Genomic DNA, 16,064 nt, shown 5'->3' on the forward strand with positions numbered 1-16,064 from the left:
TGTAGCAAGTCGGGTCGTCAATCCTGTTCCAGCGGGTACTCTCTCGTGGCGCGCACTGCCAAGCGGATCAGGAAGACGTAGAAGACCGCGACCGCCCCGACGACGATGAAGCCCGGCAAGTTCCCGATCGACGCGAGCTCCAGAAAGCCGAGGAAGGACGGGCGGGCTCCCGGATCTCGAGACAAGTCGAGCTTGGCGATCCAGGCGATCAGGACGGCGGCGTACACCCACAGGTAGTTGCGCCTCAGCCGCCAGCCGAGCGCGTCGATGCGGGGAATGGGACTGCGCGGCTTGGACAACTCGCCGAGCAGCAGTTGATGCCAAGACGCGTCCACCTTGTCGCCCAGCATGGCCGGGTAGAAGAAGCGCTCCATGATCCTCACGCGGTGGTGACTGATTTCGAAGGTGCGGAAGCGGCGCGCTTCGAGGTGCAAGAAAAAGTAGTTCATGAACATCGCGAACAAAAAGATCGCGTGACTGTTCTCGCGTGATCCGAGCGCGAAGGACGTCAAGCCCGCCGTCGTCACGATCGCCCAGTTCGTCGTCGTGTCGAGTCGGCTGCGGTACGCGGTCATCTTCCCGACCTCGGCGCGGTACAGATGGATGAGACTGTTCGCGGCGTTCGTCGAGTAGCTCGTGTCCGTCAAGGTGGGCGGCGTGGGTCGAGTCCCGGTCATGAGAAAGGAGCGATCGAACGGCACAGTTCGCCCGCTCCTTTCTCACTATACTTCCGCCCGTGTCCGCGGAGCTTCAGCGTGTCTTGCTGTCCTGGTTCGACGTCCACGAGCGCGATTTGCCTTGGCGGCAAGGCGCGGCGGGCTGCCGCGATCCGTACCGCGTGTGGGTATCGGAGGTGCTGCTGCAGCAGACTCAGGTCGTGCGCGGCAAAGTGTACTTCGAGCGTTTCCTCAACGCCTTCCCGACGGTGAGCGACCTCGCCGCCGCGCCGCAAGACGCCGTGTTGAAGGCGTGGGAAGGCTGCGGGTACTACGCGCGGGCGCGTCATCTGCACGCCGCCGCGAAGGTGATCGCCGAGCGAGGCTTTCCGTCGACGTACGAAGGCTGGCGTGCGCTCCCGGGCGTCGGGCCGTACACCGCCGCCGCCGTGTCCAGCATCGCCTTCGGCGAGGCGCGGGCGGTCGTGGACGGCAACGTGCGCCGCGTTCTCGCACGATTGTTCGGCGAGCGAGAACCGACGGACGCGTGGGTGCAGTCGAAGGCGGACGAGGTGCTCGCTTCGCAAACGCCGGGACGCTGGAACGAGGCGGTGATGGACCTCGGCGCGACCGTATGCGTGCCCGGCGTGCCGAAATGCCCGACGTGTCCGTTGACGACGTTGTGCGCGGCCTTCGAAACGGGAGAGCCGCAAGTCTATCCCGCGCCCAAGAAGCGCTCGGTCGTGAAGGAGGCGACGTTCGTGGCGCTCGTCGTCGGCACGGCGCGGCAGGCGTATCTCGAAACGCGCGCTGGCACCCTTCTCGGCGGCTTGTCGGGCCTCCCCGCGCGCGAAGTGACGACGGACGAGGCAAGTGCCCTGAACGCGCTGTTGACCGACCTCGGAGCCCGCGAAGCGCGCTTGCTCGGCACGGTGACGCACGCCATGACGCACCGTCGCCTCACTTGGCGTGTGTACGCGGCGCAGGCGTCCTTGCCGCTCTCGAACGTGAGTGACGCGCCGCTGTCCAACCTCGACCGCAAGGCGCTCGCGCTGCTCGATCACGCGCAAGTACCACTCTTTCCTTAACGTTCACATCCGCCGCTCGGGATACGATGCTTGCCGTGAGTCAAAGAGCCGCGCCCGAGGGGCGTACACTGTCCCCCGTGAGCCAACCTCGTCTTCCCGCATTCATTCGCGTACCGCGCGCCGTGCTGGGTCCTTTGTACTGGTGGTACGAGCGGAGGGTGGAGCGCAGGGTGAAGGTGGGCCGCATGCCCCAACACCTCGGTTTGATTCTCGACGGCAATCGCCGTTTCGCGCGGACGCTCGGCGTGGAAAGCAAGATCGGGCACGACCTCGGAGCGCACAAGGCGTACGAGGTGCTGGAGTGGTGCCTCGAACTCGGGATTCCGCACGTGACGCTGTGGGTGTTCTCGAACGACAACAAGAGCCGGGACGACTTGGAAGTGACGCACCTCCTGCGGCTTTTCGCGCAAGAGGCGGCGAAAATGGTGCACGATCCGCGCATTCACAAGAACCGCGTCCGTATCAAGATGATCGGCCACATCGAAGACTTTCCCGAGGAAGTTCGCGACAATTTGCGCAACCTCGAGAAGGTGACGGAAGCGTACGACGGCTTGTTGCTCAACATCGCCATCGGGTACGGCGGGCGCGAGGAGATCACGGAGGCCGTACGAAAGCTGCTGCGCGAAGCGGCCGAGCAGGGCCTGACGTTGCAGCAACTCGCCAACGAGCTCAAGGTGCCGCACATCGGCGCGCACATGTACACCAACGAATCGCCCGATCCCGACTTCATCATTCGCACGTCGGGCGAGGTGCGCCTTTCGGGCTTCCTGCTTTGGCAGTCGGCGTACTCCGAGTACTACTTCTGTGACGTGTACTGGCCGGGCTTTCGAAAAGTGGACTTTCTGCGCGCCCTGCGCAGCTATCAAAAGCGTGATCGGCGCTTCGGCAAGTGAAATTCCAGGAGCGCTTTAGACGCGCTTCAGGGCTCGTCCCGTAGAGTGAACGGTATGACCTACGCCCTCGAAACTCGCCTCGCCCTCGCGACGACCGCGCTCGACACGTCCCGACTGCCCGATCTTCTCGCCGAACTTGAAGGAGCGGACTGGGCGCTCGTCTTTTCAGGCGAGGCGGAATTGTGGCGCGCCCTCGCTGAAATCGTCGGCAACGCTGTCGTGCGCGCCGATGCTCGCTTGCCGCTCGACGAAACCGCCCTCAAAGCCGCCGACTTCACCACCGCGACGCTCGACGCGGATTGGAAGGGCAGCCTCGTGTGGCTCCCGGAGACCGACGAGCGTGCCATGAAGCGCGCTCGTCGAGCGGAAGCTCGCGTCGTCGTGGACGCCACGTTCTGCCCGGGTGGCGGCGCCCTCGCTTCCGGCGCGACGTTCGTCGCCTTGCGCGACGCGGGCGCCCTCACGGGGCACGGCGACGTGGCGTTCGCCGCGCTGCTCGGCAAAGGCGAGCGGCCCGTGGTGCGCGCTCGCTCGATCGAGCCCCTCGCGGCGGCGCTCGTTTTGCGCGACCTGCCGACCTTGAGCGCTCGCCTCGCTCGCCAGACGCGAGGGGCGCATACCTTGGCCGAGCGCCTCGGGGAGCGCGCCACCGAAGTGTCGGGCGGAACGCTCCTCGTGTCTGACGACTTGGCCGATACGACGCTGTTTTCCGAAGCCGCCGCGATCGGAGGTGTACGCGCCGCGCGCCGCGCGGTCGCCGGTGGCACGCTCCTTTCCGTGGGCCTCGAAGCAGTGGAGGACTTGTGGCGCGACGTGACGGGCGATCCTGTCAACGAAAGCGTGAAGATCGTCGACGAACCGGCGACGCTCGAACTTCCCGAACGGACGGACGAGCTCGACGAGAACACGCCGGAAGCGAACTCGGCGAACGCGCCCGTGAGCGTCGAGATCACGGACGAGGAAACCGACGAAACGGAATCCGTGGGCCCCGACGAACCTTTCGACGCGCCCGTCGCCGAGACGAACGACGAACTTGCCGAGGAGCAAGTCGAGCCGATCTTCCCGGAACCGGTCGACGCGCCCCTGCTGCCCGACTTGCCGGAAGTGCCGACCGCGCGTGGCGAGACCACCGATCCTGCCGAGGACCTCGCGCCCGATCAGCGCGCGGCTTACGAGCGCTTGCGCGAGTGGCGCAACGCCGAGGCGCGCCGTCAGGAAGTCTCGCGCTTCATCGTCGCGTCGAACGCCACGCTCGCCGAGATCGCGCGAACCTTGCCGCAGACCGAGGCGGAACTGCGCGCCGTGCGCGGCATGGGTCCCGAGCGTGTTCGCAAGTACGCCGAGCCGATTCTCAACATGCTGCGCGGCATGCGCTGAGCGGGCACGATGCGCTAGAACGGGGCCATCATGACGCCGGAACGATTTCGCAAGCTCAAGAACGTCCTCTCGAAGCGCCAACCGACGTTGACGGTGCTTTTGGAGGAAGTGCACAAGCCTCACAACTTCAGCGCGATTCTGCGTTCGTGCGACGCGGTCGGCGTGGGCACGGCGCACGCGGTTGTTCCGCGCGGCGGCCTTCCCACGTACAACGCGACGTCGGGCAGCGCCGAGAAGTGGGTTCGCGTCGAGCAGCACGCGAGCGTTCTCGAGGCGGTCGAAGGCTTGCAAGCTCGCGGCTTCCAAGTGCTCGCCACGCACCTCAGCGAGCGCGCCGTGGATTACCGAACGCTCGACTATACACGGCCGACGTGCGTCTTGCTCGGCGCGGAGAAGTGGGGCGTGTCGGCAGCGGCGGCGAGCGGCGCGGACCACAACGTCGTCATTCCGATGCTTGGAATGGTGCAAAGCCTCAACGTCTCCGTGGCGGCGGCGACCATCTTGTTCGAGGCGCAGCGGCAGCGTTTGGCGGCGGGCATGTACGACGCGCCGAGCATTCCGTTCGAGGAATTCGAGCGGACGTTGTTCGAATGGGCGTACCCCGAGCTCGCGCCGGTGTACCTTGAGCGCGGTGAGGCGTACCCGGCTCTTTCCGAGGACGGCGAGCTTCGCTCCGCCTAAGTCGCCTCATAAACAAGTTCCTAAGGCGAACCTGAAACGAGGCGGCGCGGGTCACCTTGCGCTTGTCGCGTGTCGTTTAGACTAAACCACTCATGTTTGGTCTGGAACTTCCCCCGCTCACGCCCGAGATCTTCGCGATTCTCGGCACCCTCGTCCTGCTCGAAGGCTTGCTCTCGGCGGACAACGCCCTCGTTCTTGCCGTGATGGTTCGCCCGTTGCCGAAGGATCTTCAAACGAAAGCGCTCGCCTACGGCATCGGCGGCGCGGTCGTGCTGCGCATCCTCGGCGTGCTTCTGGCAAGCTACGTGCTGCAGTATTGGTGGCTGCGCGCGTTCGGCGCCTTGTACCTCGCGTACCTCACCATCGGCCACTTCGTGAAGAGACCCGAGGAGAACCAAGAGGAGGGCGCCGCCAAGGCGCGCGGCTTCTGGATGACCGTGGTGCTTCTCAACCTCACGGACCTCGCGTTCAGCGTCGACTCGATTCTTGCGGGCGTCGCCCTCGTGCCGGCCGCCTTGCCGCGCTCTCAGGCACTCACCATCGTGATCATCGGCGGCATCATCGGACTGATTTTGATGCGCTTCGCCGCCACCATCTTCTTGAAGCTCCTCGCGAAGTACCCGGGACTCGACAACACGGCGTACGCGCTCGTCGGCTGGATCGCCGTTAAACTCGGAATCGAAACCGTCGAGGCGGCCTCGGAAACGTACGGCTGGGGCTGGCATCCGCATCTCCCGTCGTGGGTGTTCTGGATCGTCATGACGGCCATTGCCGTCGCCGGGACGATCGTCGCGGTTCGCAAGCCGGCCTTGAGCGACGAGGAAGCCGAGAAGGTCGACGACCGCTTCGAGGAGTTGTTCGAAGGCAAGGCGAAGTAGCGAACCATGTAGAGTAGGGGCGATGAGGAGGAAGCGAGGTCGACGAACGAACTCGCTTCCTCCTTTCAAATTTCGACTCGAGGTAAGCACATGCTCGACGTGATTCGGCAACTCAGCAAGGAAACTCCCAGCAAGATCGTGATGGTCGTCTTGGACGGCGTCGGCGGCCTGCCGCTCACGACGAACGGCGAGACGGAACTCGCGACGGCGACCACGCCGAACCTCGACGCGCTCGCCCGTGAATCGCAACTCGGCCTCGTGGAACTCGTGGGGGCGGGCATCACGCCTGGAAGCGGTCCCGGTCACTTGTCCCTCTTCGGCTACGATCCCATTCAGTACACGGTGGGACGCGGAGCGTTGAGCGCGGTCGGCATCGGCGTGAAGCTCTCGGCGGGCGACGTGGCCGTTCGCGGCAACTTCGCGACGCTCGACGCGGGCCGCAACGTCCTCGATCGTCGCGCGGGCCGTCCGTCCGACGAGGAGAATGTCCGCGTCGTCGCGAAGCTACGCGAAGCCATTCCCGACATTGGCGGCGTTCCCGTCGAGATCTACACGGAAAGCGAGCACCGCTTCGTCGTCGTCTTCCGCGCTCAAGGTCGACCGCTCGGCGCGGACGTCAGTGACGTCGATCCGCAGGCGACGGGCGTCACGCCGATGGAAGCCAAGGCGTTCGACCCGGCGTCCGAGCGCACCGCCGACCTCGTGAACGCCTTCGTGGCACGCGCCGAGGACGCCTTGCGGAACGAGCCGAAGATCAACGGCGTCCTCTTTCGCGGTTACAGCGACGTCCCACACTTCCCGAGCTTTCCGGACGTCTACCACGTGCGCTCGGCGTGCATCGCCTCCTACCCCATGTACAAGGGACTCGCCTCCCTCGTCGGGATGGAGGTGCTCGACGTCGAGGGGCACGAGGACGCGCTCGAAGGCAAGGTCGCCGCGCTTCAGGCGAATTGGGACAAGTACGACTTCTTCTACTTCCACGTCAAGAAGACCGACTCGACGGGTGAAGACGGCAACTTCGACGCGAAAGTCCACAAGATCGAGGATTTCGACGCGTTGCTGCCGAGCATTCTCGAGCTTGGCCCCGACGTGATCGCCATCGTCGGTGATCACTCCACGCCCAGCAAGCTCGCCACGCACTCTTGGCATCCCGTGCCGCTTCTCATCAAGAGCGAGTGGGGTCGAAAGGACGTCGCGCAGCGCTTCACGGAAGAGGAAGCGCAAAAGGGCAGCCTGGGCCTGCGTCGAGGCACCGACATCATGCCCTTGCTGATGGCGAACGCCCTGAAGCTCAACAAGTACGGCGCCTGAGGACGGCGAAGCAAGGAGACGGGCGGGAATCGACCCGCCCGTCTCCTTGCTTGGCGCCGCTTTCGCTTCAGCGGGGATTCACGCGCAGTTCGTCGACGTGCCCGCGCTGCGAGCGTCCCAGGACGTACACGACGCCTTGCGCGAGGTCCACCGGATCGATCATGTTCTCGGGCTTCATGCCGTCGTCGCGGTTTCGTGAGGTGTCCACGCCGCCCATGGGATACAGGACGGTCGTACGAACACCGCTTTCCTTGAGCTCGGCGTCGAGCGACTTCAGATAGCTCGCGACGGCAGCCTTGCTGGCCGTGTACAAGGCGGCGCCGGGTCCCGCTCCGCGTGCCGCCTGTCCCGCGCTGATGCCGACGATGCGTCCGTGTCCGCGTTCGAGCATGCCTGGCAGCACGGCGCGAATCGTGTGGAAGAGCGTGTTGAAGTTCGTGTGGAACATGCGGTCTAGGTCTGCAGGCGCGGCGTCCTGTCCCTTTTGCATCGAGAAGCCGCCGACGGTATGCACGACGGCGTCCACGGGATGCTCGGCGAGCTTCGCGGCCTCTTGGGCGTCGGAAAGGTCGGCGGCGATGATCGTTTCGTCCGCTTGTGGATCGCGCAAATGTCCTTCACGTTCCACGAGGACGAGGCGCGCGCCTGCCGCGCGCAGTTCTTGCGCGATGACGGCCGCGATGGCGCCGCCCGCGCCCGTGAGCATGATCGTCCGGCCTTGCAATGCGGTCATGCCTCAGGGTACGAGGACGGCTCGGGTGGTGATGGTAGGCTCGGCTTCAAGCGGAGGCGACGTCGCCGAGCGCGGCGGCGCGCACGTCCTCCCACTCGCCGTCACCTAGCACGAAGGGCGCGCGCTGCGCGGGCGTCGTGACGACCGGGCCGCTCTCGGCGAAGTACACGTTCACCTCGCTGCGAATGCCGTAGCCGCGCTCCCTCGGATACACGCCCGGCTCGACGGTCACGCCGAGCCCGGTCGTGAGGCGGCGCGTATCGTGCGTTTCGAGATCGTCGAGATTCGCGCCCGGGCCGTGCAGTTGCACGCCGAGGTTGTGCCCGAGGCGATGGGTGAAGACGTCGCCGAAGCCGCGCTCGGCGAGCAGGTCGCGCGCGACGCGGTCCACTTCCCATCCTTCGAGGTCGCCCCAGCGCTGCGCGAGCGCGCTCAAGGCGAGGTCACGGGCGTCACTCACGGCCTTCCAAGCGTTCGCGAACTCGGAGTCGGGCTCGCCCGCGAAGCCCATCCAAGTGACGTCGGCGTTCGGACGACCTTCTTCTTGGCCCCACAAGTCGATCAGCATGCACTGTCCGCGCCGCAAAACGGCGTTGTTCGTCTCGGACGGCGCGTAGTGCGGATCGGCCGCGTTGGCTCCGAACGCCACGATCGCCGAATGGTCCGTCACGAGGTTGCCCTCGGCGATCACGCGCATGATTTCGGCTTGCACTTCGAGCTCGGTCACGTCCTCCGCGTGGCGAAGTTTTTCGTGCACGAGGCGGAACCCCATGTCTTTGGCGTGCATCAGGACGTTCACGGCTCGGCGGTGCGCTTCGAGATCCTCGGGCGTCCACGTCAGGAAAGCTTGCAGAAGGTCGGCGCTCGACGTGACTGTAACATCGAGCTCGCGTACGCGCTCCAACGTGCCCGCGTCGACACGGCTCACGTACGGCACCGCTCCTCGCTCGCTGTATTCCATGGCGATCGTCGCGCCAGGGGAGAGGAGGGAACGCAACGCCGCGTCGAGCTCCTGGTGTGAACTGTAGGGAACAAGGTTCACGTCGGCGCCCGACGTGAGGGTGCGCCACGCTCCGCCTTCGATTCGGTGATGCACGACGCTCGGTCGCCCTTCACGAGGAGTCCAGACGAAGTAGCGCCGTGTGAGGTGGGCACTTGCGGGAATGTCCAGAATCTGCCGAGCGAGCGGATTGCTGCCTTGAAAGTCGTAGAGAAGCCAGCCGTCTAGATTCGTCGGAAGAAGAGCGCGTACGCGCTGCAAGGCTGTTTGCATGAAGTCAGCATAACGGCCCGTCCATTCGGGTGCGTTTGAGACACTTCGCAATCATGACCGTCCTGCTCGGCTTTATGGGTTCGTGCACCTTTGTTCTTTAAAGCACTTGATACCCTATGGTCATGACGCAGACGATTTCCATCAGCGATTTCGGAGCGCAAAAAGCGCTTCAGATCCTGCAAAACAGCGGCAAGTCCAGCGCGGGCGTCCGCGTGTTCATCAAGAGTGGCGGCTGCAGCGGCTATCAGTACGGCATGGCCATCGACGACCGAGAGCTCGAGGGTGACACCATCATCGTCGACAAGGGCGTCAAGCTTCTCGTGGACCAGATGAGCTTGCCCTTGCTCGAAGGCAGTGAGGTCGACTTCATCGAGAACATGATGGGCGGCGGCTTCACCGTGAACAACCCCAACGCGACGTCCTCGTGCGGTTGCGGTCACTCCTTCCGCACCGACGGAGGCAAGTCGCCGGACGGTGAAGGCAGCACGAGCTGCGGAAGCTCGAACTACTGAAAGATCGACAGCTACAGGAAGGAGGCGCCTTTGGCGCCTCCTTCCTGTAGCTGCCTTGAGCAAAGTTTTGTATTTGTGACATTGACAAGCATTTTGGCCTACCTATAATGGTCTGTGTCGGAAATTCACGTATGAAGGGTGTCGTGTCGAGCGGCACCGCTAAGGAGTTCTATGAAGAAACTGTTGGCTCTTTCGCTTCTGATGCTCGGCGCGGCCCTCGCGGGACCGCGTCAAAACAACGTGATCATCGCGACGTCGCAGGAACCTGCGAACATTCTCGACTACTGGTCTACAGCCAATCAGGCGATCAGCGCCGAAATCAACGGCTTCCTCGCCCCCAGTCTCATTCAAAAGAACAACGCGGGCGACTTGTTCGCGGTCGTGGCATCGCGCGTGCCCAGCACGAGCAACGGTGACATCAAGATCACCCGTCAAGGCAACGACGTCGTCAGCAACTCCGTCACGTACCGCATTCGCCCGGAAGCGAAGTGGTCCGACGGCACGCCGATCACGACGCGTGACTTCCAGTTCTGGCTCGACGTCGCCAAGGACGAGCGCGTGCCGATTCCGGCCCGCGATCCTTGGGACCGCGCCACGATCGCGCGCGTGAACGACAAGACGTTCACCATCACCTACAACAAGGGCGGCTACATCTTCGCCGACCAAGTGTCGCCCGGATACGCGCCCGCGCACGTCATGCAGGCGGACTGGAACGCCTTCAAGAGCGCCACGGACAAGCTCGATGCGAAGACGCAGGCGCAGGAGATCAACAACCGCTTCAGCCAGTTTCTCGCGAAGTTCACGACCGCGCGTAGCCTTCCGCGCGTTTCGGCCGGTCCCTTCCGCGTGACCTCGTGGAGCCCGGGCTCCAGCATGACCTTGACGCGCAATCCGAACTTCTGGATCAAGCCGCAAGGCGGCGAGAACAAGTACGCGCGTGAAATCATCTACCGCTTCATCGGCGATACGAACACGCTGCGCGTGAACATCTTGTCGGGTCAGATCGACGCGGTGTCGTCGGTCGGCTTGACCTTCGACCAAGGCCTGCAACTGCAGCCCCAAGAACGTGGCCGTTTCAAGGTGGAGTTCGTGCCGGGCGCCGTGTGGGAACACATCGACGTCAACCAGTTCACGAACGTCCAGAAGGTCAAGGACCTCGGCCTCGACGACAAGCGCACGCGTCAAGCGATCTTGTACGCGATGAACCGAGAATCGCTTGTCCAGCAGCTGTACCAAGGCAAGCAGCCGGTGAGCAGCACCTTCGTGAGCACCTTCAGCTCGCTCTACAAGGGGAACGTCAAGAAGTACGATTACAACCCGACGCGCGCCAAGCAACTGCTTGCCGAACTCGGTTGGAAGGCAGGCGCCGACGGTATCCTCGTGCGCAACGGCAAGCGCTTCACCCTCAACTTCACCACGACGGCGGGCAACCGCATTCGCGAGCGCGTTCAACAAATCCTTATTCGCGACCTCAAGGCGGTCGGCATCGAGGCAACCGTCGCCAACCAGCCGTCGGCCATCGTGTTCGACGACGCCTTCATCAACCGCGCGTCCGAAGGCAAGTGGGACATGTTCATGTTCGCCTACACGCAAGACCCCGCCACGGAAGACGCGGGCTTGCTGATCGGCAAGCTCCCGAGCGGCGACTCGAACATCCCGACGGCTGCCAACGGCTACTCCGGTCAAGTCATCAGCGGCTGGAACAGCGCGGCCTTCGACCGCCTCGCCGTCTCGGCGCGCACGGAATTCGATCCTGCCAAGCGCAAGCAGCTCTTCAGCCAGATGCAGGACATCTTCGCCGATGAACTGCCGATTTTGCCCCTCTACAACCGCTCAAACGTCATCACGCGGGCCACGGGTCTCGTGAACTACACGTTCAGCGGCGCCAACCAGTACCCGGGCTGGAACGCCTGGACGCTCGGATGGCAGCAAAACGGCGCGACCGAACAAAACCCGCGTTGAGTTCGCCAAAAGGCGGGGGAGCCTGCGCTCCCCCGCCTTCGTCTGCTTTCACAAAGTCGTTCGCTGACAGCTCACGTTTCGGCGTAAACTGAAAAGCTATGGACGTGTCTTTACATCTTCTCCAGAAAGGAATCGACTTGGAATGTCTACCTACATCGCGCGACGCCTGCTGCAAATGATTCCCCTGCTGCTCGTGGTGAGCTTCGTGCTTTTCTTGCTCACCGATTTGCAGCCGGGCGATCCGGTCGATCAATTGCGCCTGTCCAACCCCAAGATTACCGCCGAGGACGTCGCGCGTTTGCGGGCCGCGTATGGCCTCGACCAGCCGGTCGCCGTTCGCTTCGCGAGATGGCTCGGCCGCGCCGTGCAGGGCGACTTGGGATACTCGCAGCAATACTTCATGCCCGCGTCTCAGTACATCTTTCAAGAGCGGCTGCCCAACACGTTGGTCCTGTCGGGCTTGGCCTTCTTGGTCTCGGTACTCGTGGCGATTCCCCTGGGCATTTTTTCAGCGCTTCGCCAGTACACGATCGCCGACTACGTCCTGACGTTCTTCAGCTTCATCGGCTTCAGCTTGCCGGTGTTCTGGCTCGGCATCATGCTGATCTACCTGTTCGCCGTGCAGTTTCCGACGTGGACGAACGGCGTGGTGAGCCTTCCGGCGGGCGGTTTCAACACGCCCGGCATGGAGACGGCGGCCGCTTGGGACAGCTTCATCGATCGCTTCAAGTACCTCGTCCTTCCGGTGTTCACGCTGTCGTTCATTCAAATTGCCGCTTGGACGCGCTTCATGCGCGCCTCGTTGCTCGAAGTCATCAATCAGGACTTCGTGCGGACCGCGAAGGCCAAAGGCTTGTCGCAGCGCGTGGTGACGTACAAGCACGCCGTGCGCAACGCCATCATCCCGATGGTGACGCTCTTCGGCTTGTCGATTCCAGGCTTGCTGGGCGGAGCGACGCTCACGGAGACGGTGTTCAGCTGGCCCGGCATGGGACGCGCCATTTTCGATTCGCTCGTGTCGAAGGACTTCAACATCGTCATGGCCGCCTTGACCTTCCTCGCGCTCATGACGGCGTTGTTCAACCTCCTCGCGGATCTCGCGTACGCCGTTGTCGATCCGCGCATCCGGTACTCGTGAGGCTGTCATGACGACCACCACCCCGACCGCCAACAAGACGCAAAGCCAGTCCACCTGGTCCGTGGCGCTGCGGCGCTTCCGACGTCACAAACTCGCCATGACGAGCCTCGTCGTGATCGTGCTGCTCGTCCTCATGGCGATCTTCGCGCCGTTCATCGCGCCTCAGGACCCGAACAACTTCAACACCGCCGACCTCAATGCTTACGCCCCGCCGAGCGCTCAACACCTGCTCGGAACGGACGATCTCGGCCGTGACATCTTGTCGCGCATCATCTACGGCAGCCGTGTGAGTTTGCTCGTGGGCTTCGCGGTCGCTTTGATCAGCATCACAATCGGGACGGTGATGGGCGTGCTCGCCGGGTACTTCGGCGGTTTCATCGACACGGCCATCAGCCGTTTCATCGACTTCATGCTGTCCATCCCGTCCTTTCCGTTGCTGCTCGTTCTCGCGGGCTTGCTGGCGAACACGGACGTGCCTTGGATCGTCGTCCTGCGGCAGCAGTACGGCGAGGAATTTAGCGTGTTCGTCGTCGTGGGCGTATTGTCACTGCTCGGTTGGACGGGCACAGCGCGCCTCGTGCGCGGCGAGATTCTCAAGAACAAGGGCTTGGAGTACGTGGACGCGGCGCGCGCCTTGGGCGCTCGCAATGGTCGCATCATGTTCCGCCACCTCGTGCCGAACACTGTCGCGATCATCATCGTGCAAGCCACGCTCTCCGTCGGAGACGCCATTCTCACGGAGGCTGGCTTGTCGTTTCTCGGCTTCGGGATTCAACCGCCCGTCTCGACGTGGGGCAACATGCTCGCCAACGCGCAGGAAGTCGTGTTGACCTATCCCTGGATCACCTTCTACCCGGGCCTCATGATTTTGCTGACGGTGCTCGCCTTCAACTTCCTCGGTGACGGCCTACGCGACGCGTTCGATCCGCGAAGCCGCCTCTGATCCGAAGAGCGCTCGACTTTCCGAGGGTCCCATCGTGGACCCTCGGTTTTTTCTCGTTTTCAGCGGGCTCTTGCTATGCTGACCGCAATGATCGTTCTCGGCATCGACCCTGGCCTCGCGAATCTCGGAATCGGCATCGTGGAGGGAGACGCGCGCAAGGCGCGTCATCTGCATCACGTGTGCGTGTACACCGAGTCGGCGTCGCAACTGCCGAGGCGTCTGCTGTACCTTCACAGCGAGATTTCGCGCCTCATCGAGCTTTATCAACCTGAGGTCGTCTCGATCGAAGACCAGTTCCTTCGCAAGCAGGCGGACGTGGCGTTCAAGGTGGGTCAAGCGGTGGGCGTCGTGCAGCTCGCGTGCGCGCAAGCCGATATCCCGATCTTCTCGTACGGCCCCATGCAGGTCAAGCAGGCGCTCGTCGGTCAAGGCCGAGCGGACAAGCAGCAAGTGCAGTACATGGTCAAGGCGTCGCTGGGCTTGAGAGAAATCGGCTCTTCACACGCGGCGGACGCGCTCGCGCTTGCCTTGACGCACTTGGCGCAACTTCCCATGCAGCGCGCGCTCGCCCGCTCTTCTTGAGATTCGAGTGGAACCCGTTGGCCTGCTGATCTTCACGCTTCTTCCGGCGGCCTTTTGGTTTTGGTTGTTCGCGCGGCGCGACGTCCACCCCGAGCCTGCATGGTTACTGTGGCGTACGTTCGCGTACGGCGCACTTTCCTGGGCGCTCGCGGCGGCGCTCGAACTCAGCGTCACCGTGGTGGCGTCGGGCGTGCTGATGATGCTGCTCGTCGCGTTCGTCGAAGAGAGCGTCAAACTCCTGGCGGCGAGCACGGCCACCCGCGACCGAGAGTTCGACGAGCCGATCGACGGCCTGATCTACGCCGTCACGGCGTCCCTCGGCTTCGCCTTCGTGGAGAACATCGCGTACGGCTTGCAGTACGGGCTGGAAGTCGCCGCTTACCGCGGGCTCGTCACGACCCTCGCTCATGCGCTGTTCAGCGCGCCCCTCGGGTACGCGCTCGCAGGAGCGCGCTTCGCGACAGGTCGCTGGTGGCGCACGCGAGGGCTGGTCATCGCGGTGACGCTCCACGTCACCTTCAACGGCTTGCTGACGGGCGGCGCGGGTTGGGAGCAACTCTTGGCGCTCGTCGGGGTGCTCGCCTTGATGTACGCGCTCGCCGGCCGCCTTTACGCCCGCTTAGAAGTGCAACGGAAGCGGTAACCGCTACAAGACGGGCGCGCCCGTGGTGCCTTCCACCCACTGCTCGCCGTTCTCGCCGACTTCCAGCTTCCACACCGGCAGATACACCTTGAGATGCTCGATCAGGAAATCGCAGGCCTCGATCGCCGCTCGCCGATGAGGACTTCCCACTCCGATCACGATGCTGGGCTCGGCGGGCCGTAGCTCTCCGACGCGGTGAGCGATGTAGATCCCGGCGCAGGCGTGCCGTTGACGCGCGAGGTCGACGGCGTCTCGCATCACGCGTATTGCCATGGGCGCGTACGCTTCATAGCGCAAGTAGGAGATGTCGATGCCTTTGTTGGGAGAGCGGACCGTTCCGACGAAGTAACTCTGCGCTCCCCACTCGGGCCGTACGAGGAATGTCTGCGCTTCGTCCAAGCTTAGTGGCTCCGACCTCACGAGGCAGCGAGTCTCGTCGCCCGCGCCGCCCGCGACGGGAGGCAGGAAGGCGATCTCCACGTTTTGGGAAACGGGCGTGTCAGCCGTGGCGTACCGCTCGTCGACGGCGATCATGCAGCCGGACAGCGAGACACCGTATGCGCGCTCGACGGCGTCGGCGACGTCTCGTACGGTGGCGGATTCGGAAACCTCGATGCGAGCGCTTTCGATGCCCGCTTCGCGCTTCAAGCGCGCGAACAGGAGGATGTTGACGATCATGCGGTCAGGTTAACACGGGGGTGTTGACAAGTTTTAGTTTGAGGACTATTCTTTCTGAGCCTCGATTGAGGCGAGCAGGATGACAACCGGAAGCGACACACGCAAAGTGTGAAATGAAGGACCAAAGGTCAAGATAACAAGGGTCCACGGTGGATGCCCTGGCACCAGAGCCGAAGAAGGACGCGGCGACCGGCGAAACGAGACGGGGAGTTGGAAGCAAGCATTGATCCGTCTGTATCCGAATGGGGAAACCCACCCGAAGTGAACTTCGGGTACCCACGCAAGTGGGAGGGAACGCAGGGAACTGAAACATCTCAGTACCTGCAGGAGAAGAAAGAGTGATCGATTCCCTTAGTAGCGGCGAGCGAAGCGGGAAGAGCCCAAACCATCAGGTTTCCTGGTGGGGTTGTAGGGCAGAGAACAAGCAACCACGACGCTACCGAAAGCACTTGGGAAAGTGCACCGAAGAGGGTGAGAGTCCCGTACGGGAAAGCAAGTTGGTTGTGTCTCTGTACCTGAGTAGGTCGTTACACGTGAAGTGATGACTGAATCCACGCAGACCACTGCGTAAGGCTAAATACTCCTGGTGACCGATAGCGGACAGTACCGTGAGGGAACGGTGAAAAGAACCCCGGGAGGGGAGTGAAATAGAACCTGAAACCGTGGACTTACAAGCAGTCACAGCACCACACGCGTGTTGTGGCGTGCCTATTGAA

At 63.4% G+C, this 16,064-nt stretch carries 16 protein-coding genes and 1 rRNA gene; 13 read left to right on the forward strand and 4 right to left on the reverse strand.

Annotated elements, in window-relative coordinates:
• Positions 1-17 precede the first annotated feature (17 nt).
• Positions 18-677 (reverse strand): DUF2270 domain-containing protein, encoded by a 660-nt coding sequence (locus DES52_RS09805; RefSeq protein ID WP_110886660.1) that lies wholly within the window; start codon positions 675-677, stop codon positions 18-20.
• A 59-nt stretch (positions 678-736) separates the two neighbouring features.
• On the opposite strand from DES52_RS09805, the gene mutY reads away from it, so the two are divergent.
• The 6 genes from mutY (at position 737) to DES52_RS09835 (ending at position 6,884) form a co-directional block, all read left to right on the forward strand.
• Complete coding sequence (gene mutY / locus DES52_RS09810; RefSeq protein WP_110886618.1) at positions 737-1,744, forward strand: A/G-specific adenine glycosylase; 1,008 nt, start codon at positions 737-739, stop codon at positions 1,742-1,744.
• Between the two features lie 77 nt (positions 1,745-1,821).
• Positions 1,822-2,637, forward strand: coding sequence for an isoprenyl transferase (locus DES52_RS09815; RefSeq protein WP_245900887.1), 816 nt, complete (start codon positions 1,822-1,824; stop codon positions 2,635-2,637).
• A gap of 54 nt (positions 2,638-2,691) precedes the next feature.
• Positions 2,692-4,014 (forward strand): HRDC domain-containing protein, encoded by a 1,323-nt coding sequence (locus DES52_RS23265; protein ID WP_110886620.1) that lies wholly within the window; start codon positions 2,692-2,694, stop codon positions 4,012-4,014.
• Between the two features lie 30 nt (positions 4,015-4,044).
• Complete coding sequence (gene trmH, locus DES52_RS09825) at positions 4,045-4,695, forward strand: tRNA (guanosine(18)-2'-O)-methyltransferase TrmH (RefSeq protein ID WP_110886621.1); 651 nt, start codon at positions 4,045-4,047, stop codon at positions 4,693-4,695.
• A 92-nt stretch (positions 4,696-4,787) separates the two neighbouring features.
• Entirely contained in the window at positions 4,788-5,573 is a 786-nt protein-coding gene (locus DES52_RS09830; RefSeq protein ID WP_110886622.1) for a TerC family protein, read from the forward strand.
• Positions 5,574-5,663: 90 nt separating this feature from the next.
• On the forward strand, positions 5,664-6,884 hold the full coding sequence (locus tag DES52_RS09835; RefSeq protein WP_110886623.1) for a 2,3-bisphosphoglycerate-independent phosphoglycerate mutase: 1,221 nt from the start codon (positions 5,664-5,666) through the stop codon (positions 6,882-6,884).
• Positions 6,885-6,951: 67 nt separating this feature from the next.
• Here DES52_RS09835 and DES52_RS09840 read toward each other — a convergent pair whose 3' ends face one another.
• Positions 6,952-7,617, reverse strand: coding sequence for an SDR family oxidoreductase (locus DES52_RS09840; RefSeq protein ID WP_110886624.1), 666 nt, complete (start codon positions 7,615-7,617; stop codon positions 6,952-6,954).
• 46 nt (positions 7,618-7,663) lie between these two features.
• Positions 7,664-8,890, reverse strand: coding sequence for a M24 family metallopeptidase (locus DES52_RS09845; RefSeq protein ID WP_110886625.1), 1,227 nt, complete (start codon positions 8,888-8,890; stop codon positions 7,664-7,666).
• A gap of 116 nt (positions 8,891-9,006) precedes the next feature.
• On the opposite strand from DES52_RS09845, the gene DES52_RS09850 reads away from it, so the two are divergent.
• From DES52_RS09850 to DES52_RS09875, 6 genes are all read left to right on the forward strand, one after another.
• Positions 9,007-9,402 carry a HesB/IscA family protein gene (locus tag DES52_RS09850; RefSeq protein ID WP_110886626.1) on the forward strand — a complete coding sequence of 132 codons (396 nt, stop codon included), beginning with the start codon at positions 9,007-9,009 and terminating at the stop codon, positions 9,400-9,402.
• A gap of 171 nt (positions 9,403-9,573) precedes the next feature.
• The gene (locus tag DES52_RS09855; RefSeq protein ID WP_110886627.1) at positions 9,574-11,364 is read left to right on the forward strand and encodes a peptide ABC transporter substrate-binding protein; all 1,791 of its coding nucleotides are present in this window, start codon (positions 9,574-9,576) and stop codon (positions 11,362-11,364) included.
• A gap of 142 nt (positions 11,365-11,506) precedes the next feature.
• Positions 11,507-12,502 (forward strand): ABC transporter permease, encoded by a 996-nt coding sequence (locus tag DES52_RS09860; RefSeq protein WP_110886628.1) that lies wholly within the window; start codon positions 11,507-11,509, stop codon positions 12,500-12,502.
• Positions 12,503-12,509: 7 nt separating this feature from the next.
• Positions 12,510-13,445: an oligopeptide ABC transporter permease gene (gene opp4C, locus DES52_RS09865; RefSeq protein ID WP_110886629.1), complete on the forward strand. Its 936-nt coding sequence runs from the start codon at positions 12,510-12,512 to the stop codon at positions 13,443-13,445.
• 87 nt (positions 13,446-13,532) lie between these two features.
• Complete coding sequence (gene ruvC, locus DES52_RS09870; RefSeq protein ID WP_110886630.1) at positions 13,533-14,027, forward strand: crossover junction endodeoxyribonuclease RuvC; 495 nt, start codon at positions 13,533-13,535, stop codon at positions 14,025-14,027.
• Between the two features lie 7 nt (positions 14,028-14,034).
• Positions 14,035-14,670 carry a PrsW family intramembrane metalloprotease gene (locus DES52_RS09875; RefSeq protein ID WP_110886631.1) on the forward strand — a complete coding sequence of 212 codons (636 nt, stop codon included), beginning with the start codon at positions 14,035-14,037 and terminating at the stop codon, positions 14,668-14,670.
• A gap of 3 nt (positions 14,671-14,673) precedes the next feature.
• Here the strand turns inward: DES52_RS09875 and DES52_RS09880 are convergent, their stop codons facing one another.
• Complete coding sequence (locus DES52_RS09880; RefSeq protein ID WP_110886632.1) at positions 14,674-15,348, reverse strand: molybdenum cofactor biosynthesis protein; 675 nt, start codon at positions 15,346-15,348, stop codon at positions 14,674-14,676.
• A gap of 126 nt (positions 15,349-15,474) precedes the next feature.
• Between DES52_RS09880 and DES52_RS09885 the strand changes: the two genes are divergently transcribed.
• Positions 15,475-16,064 (forward strand): 23S ribosomal RNA (locus DES52_RS09885); the annotation flags it as partial.

The sequence above is a fragment of the Deinococcus yavapaiensis KR-236 genome, assembly GCF_003217515.1.
Lineage (GTDB): Bacteria > Deinococcota > Deinococci > Deinococcales > Deinococcaceae > Deinococcus_A > Deinococcus_A yavapaiensis.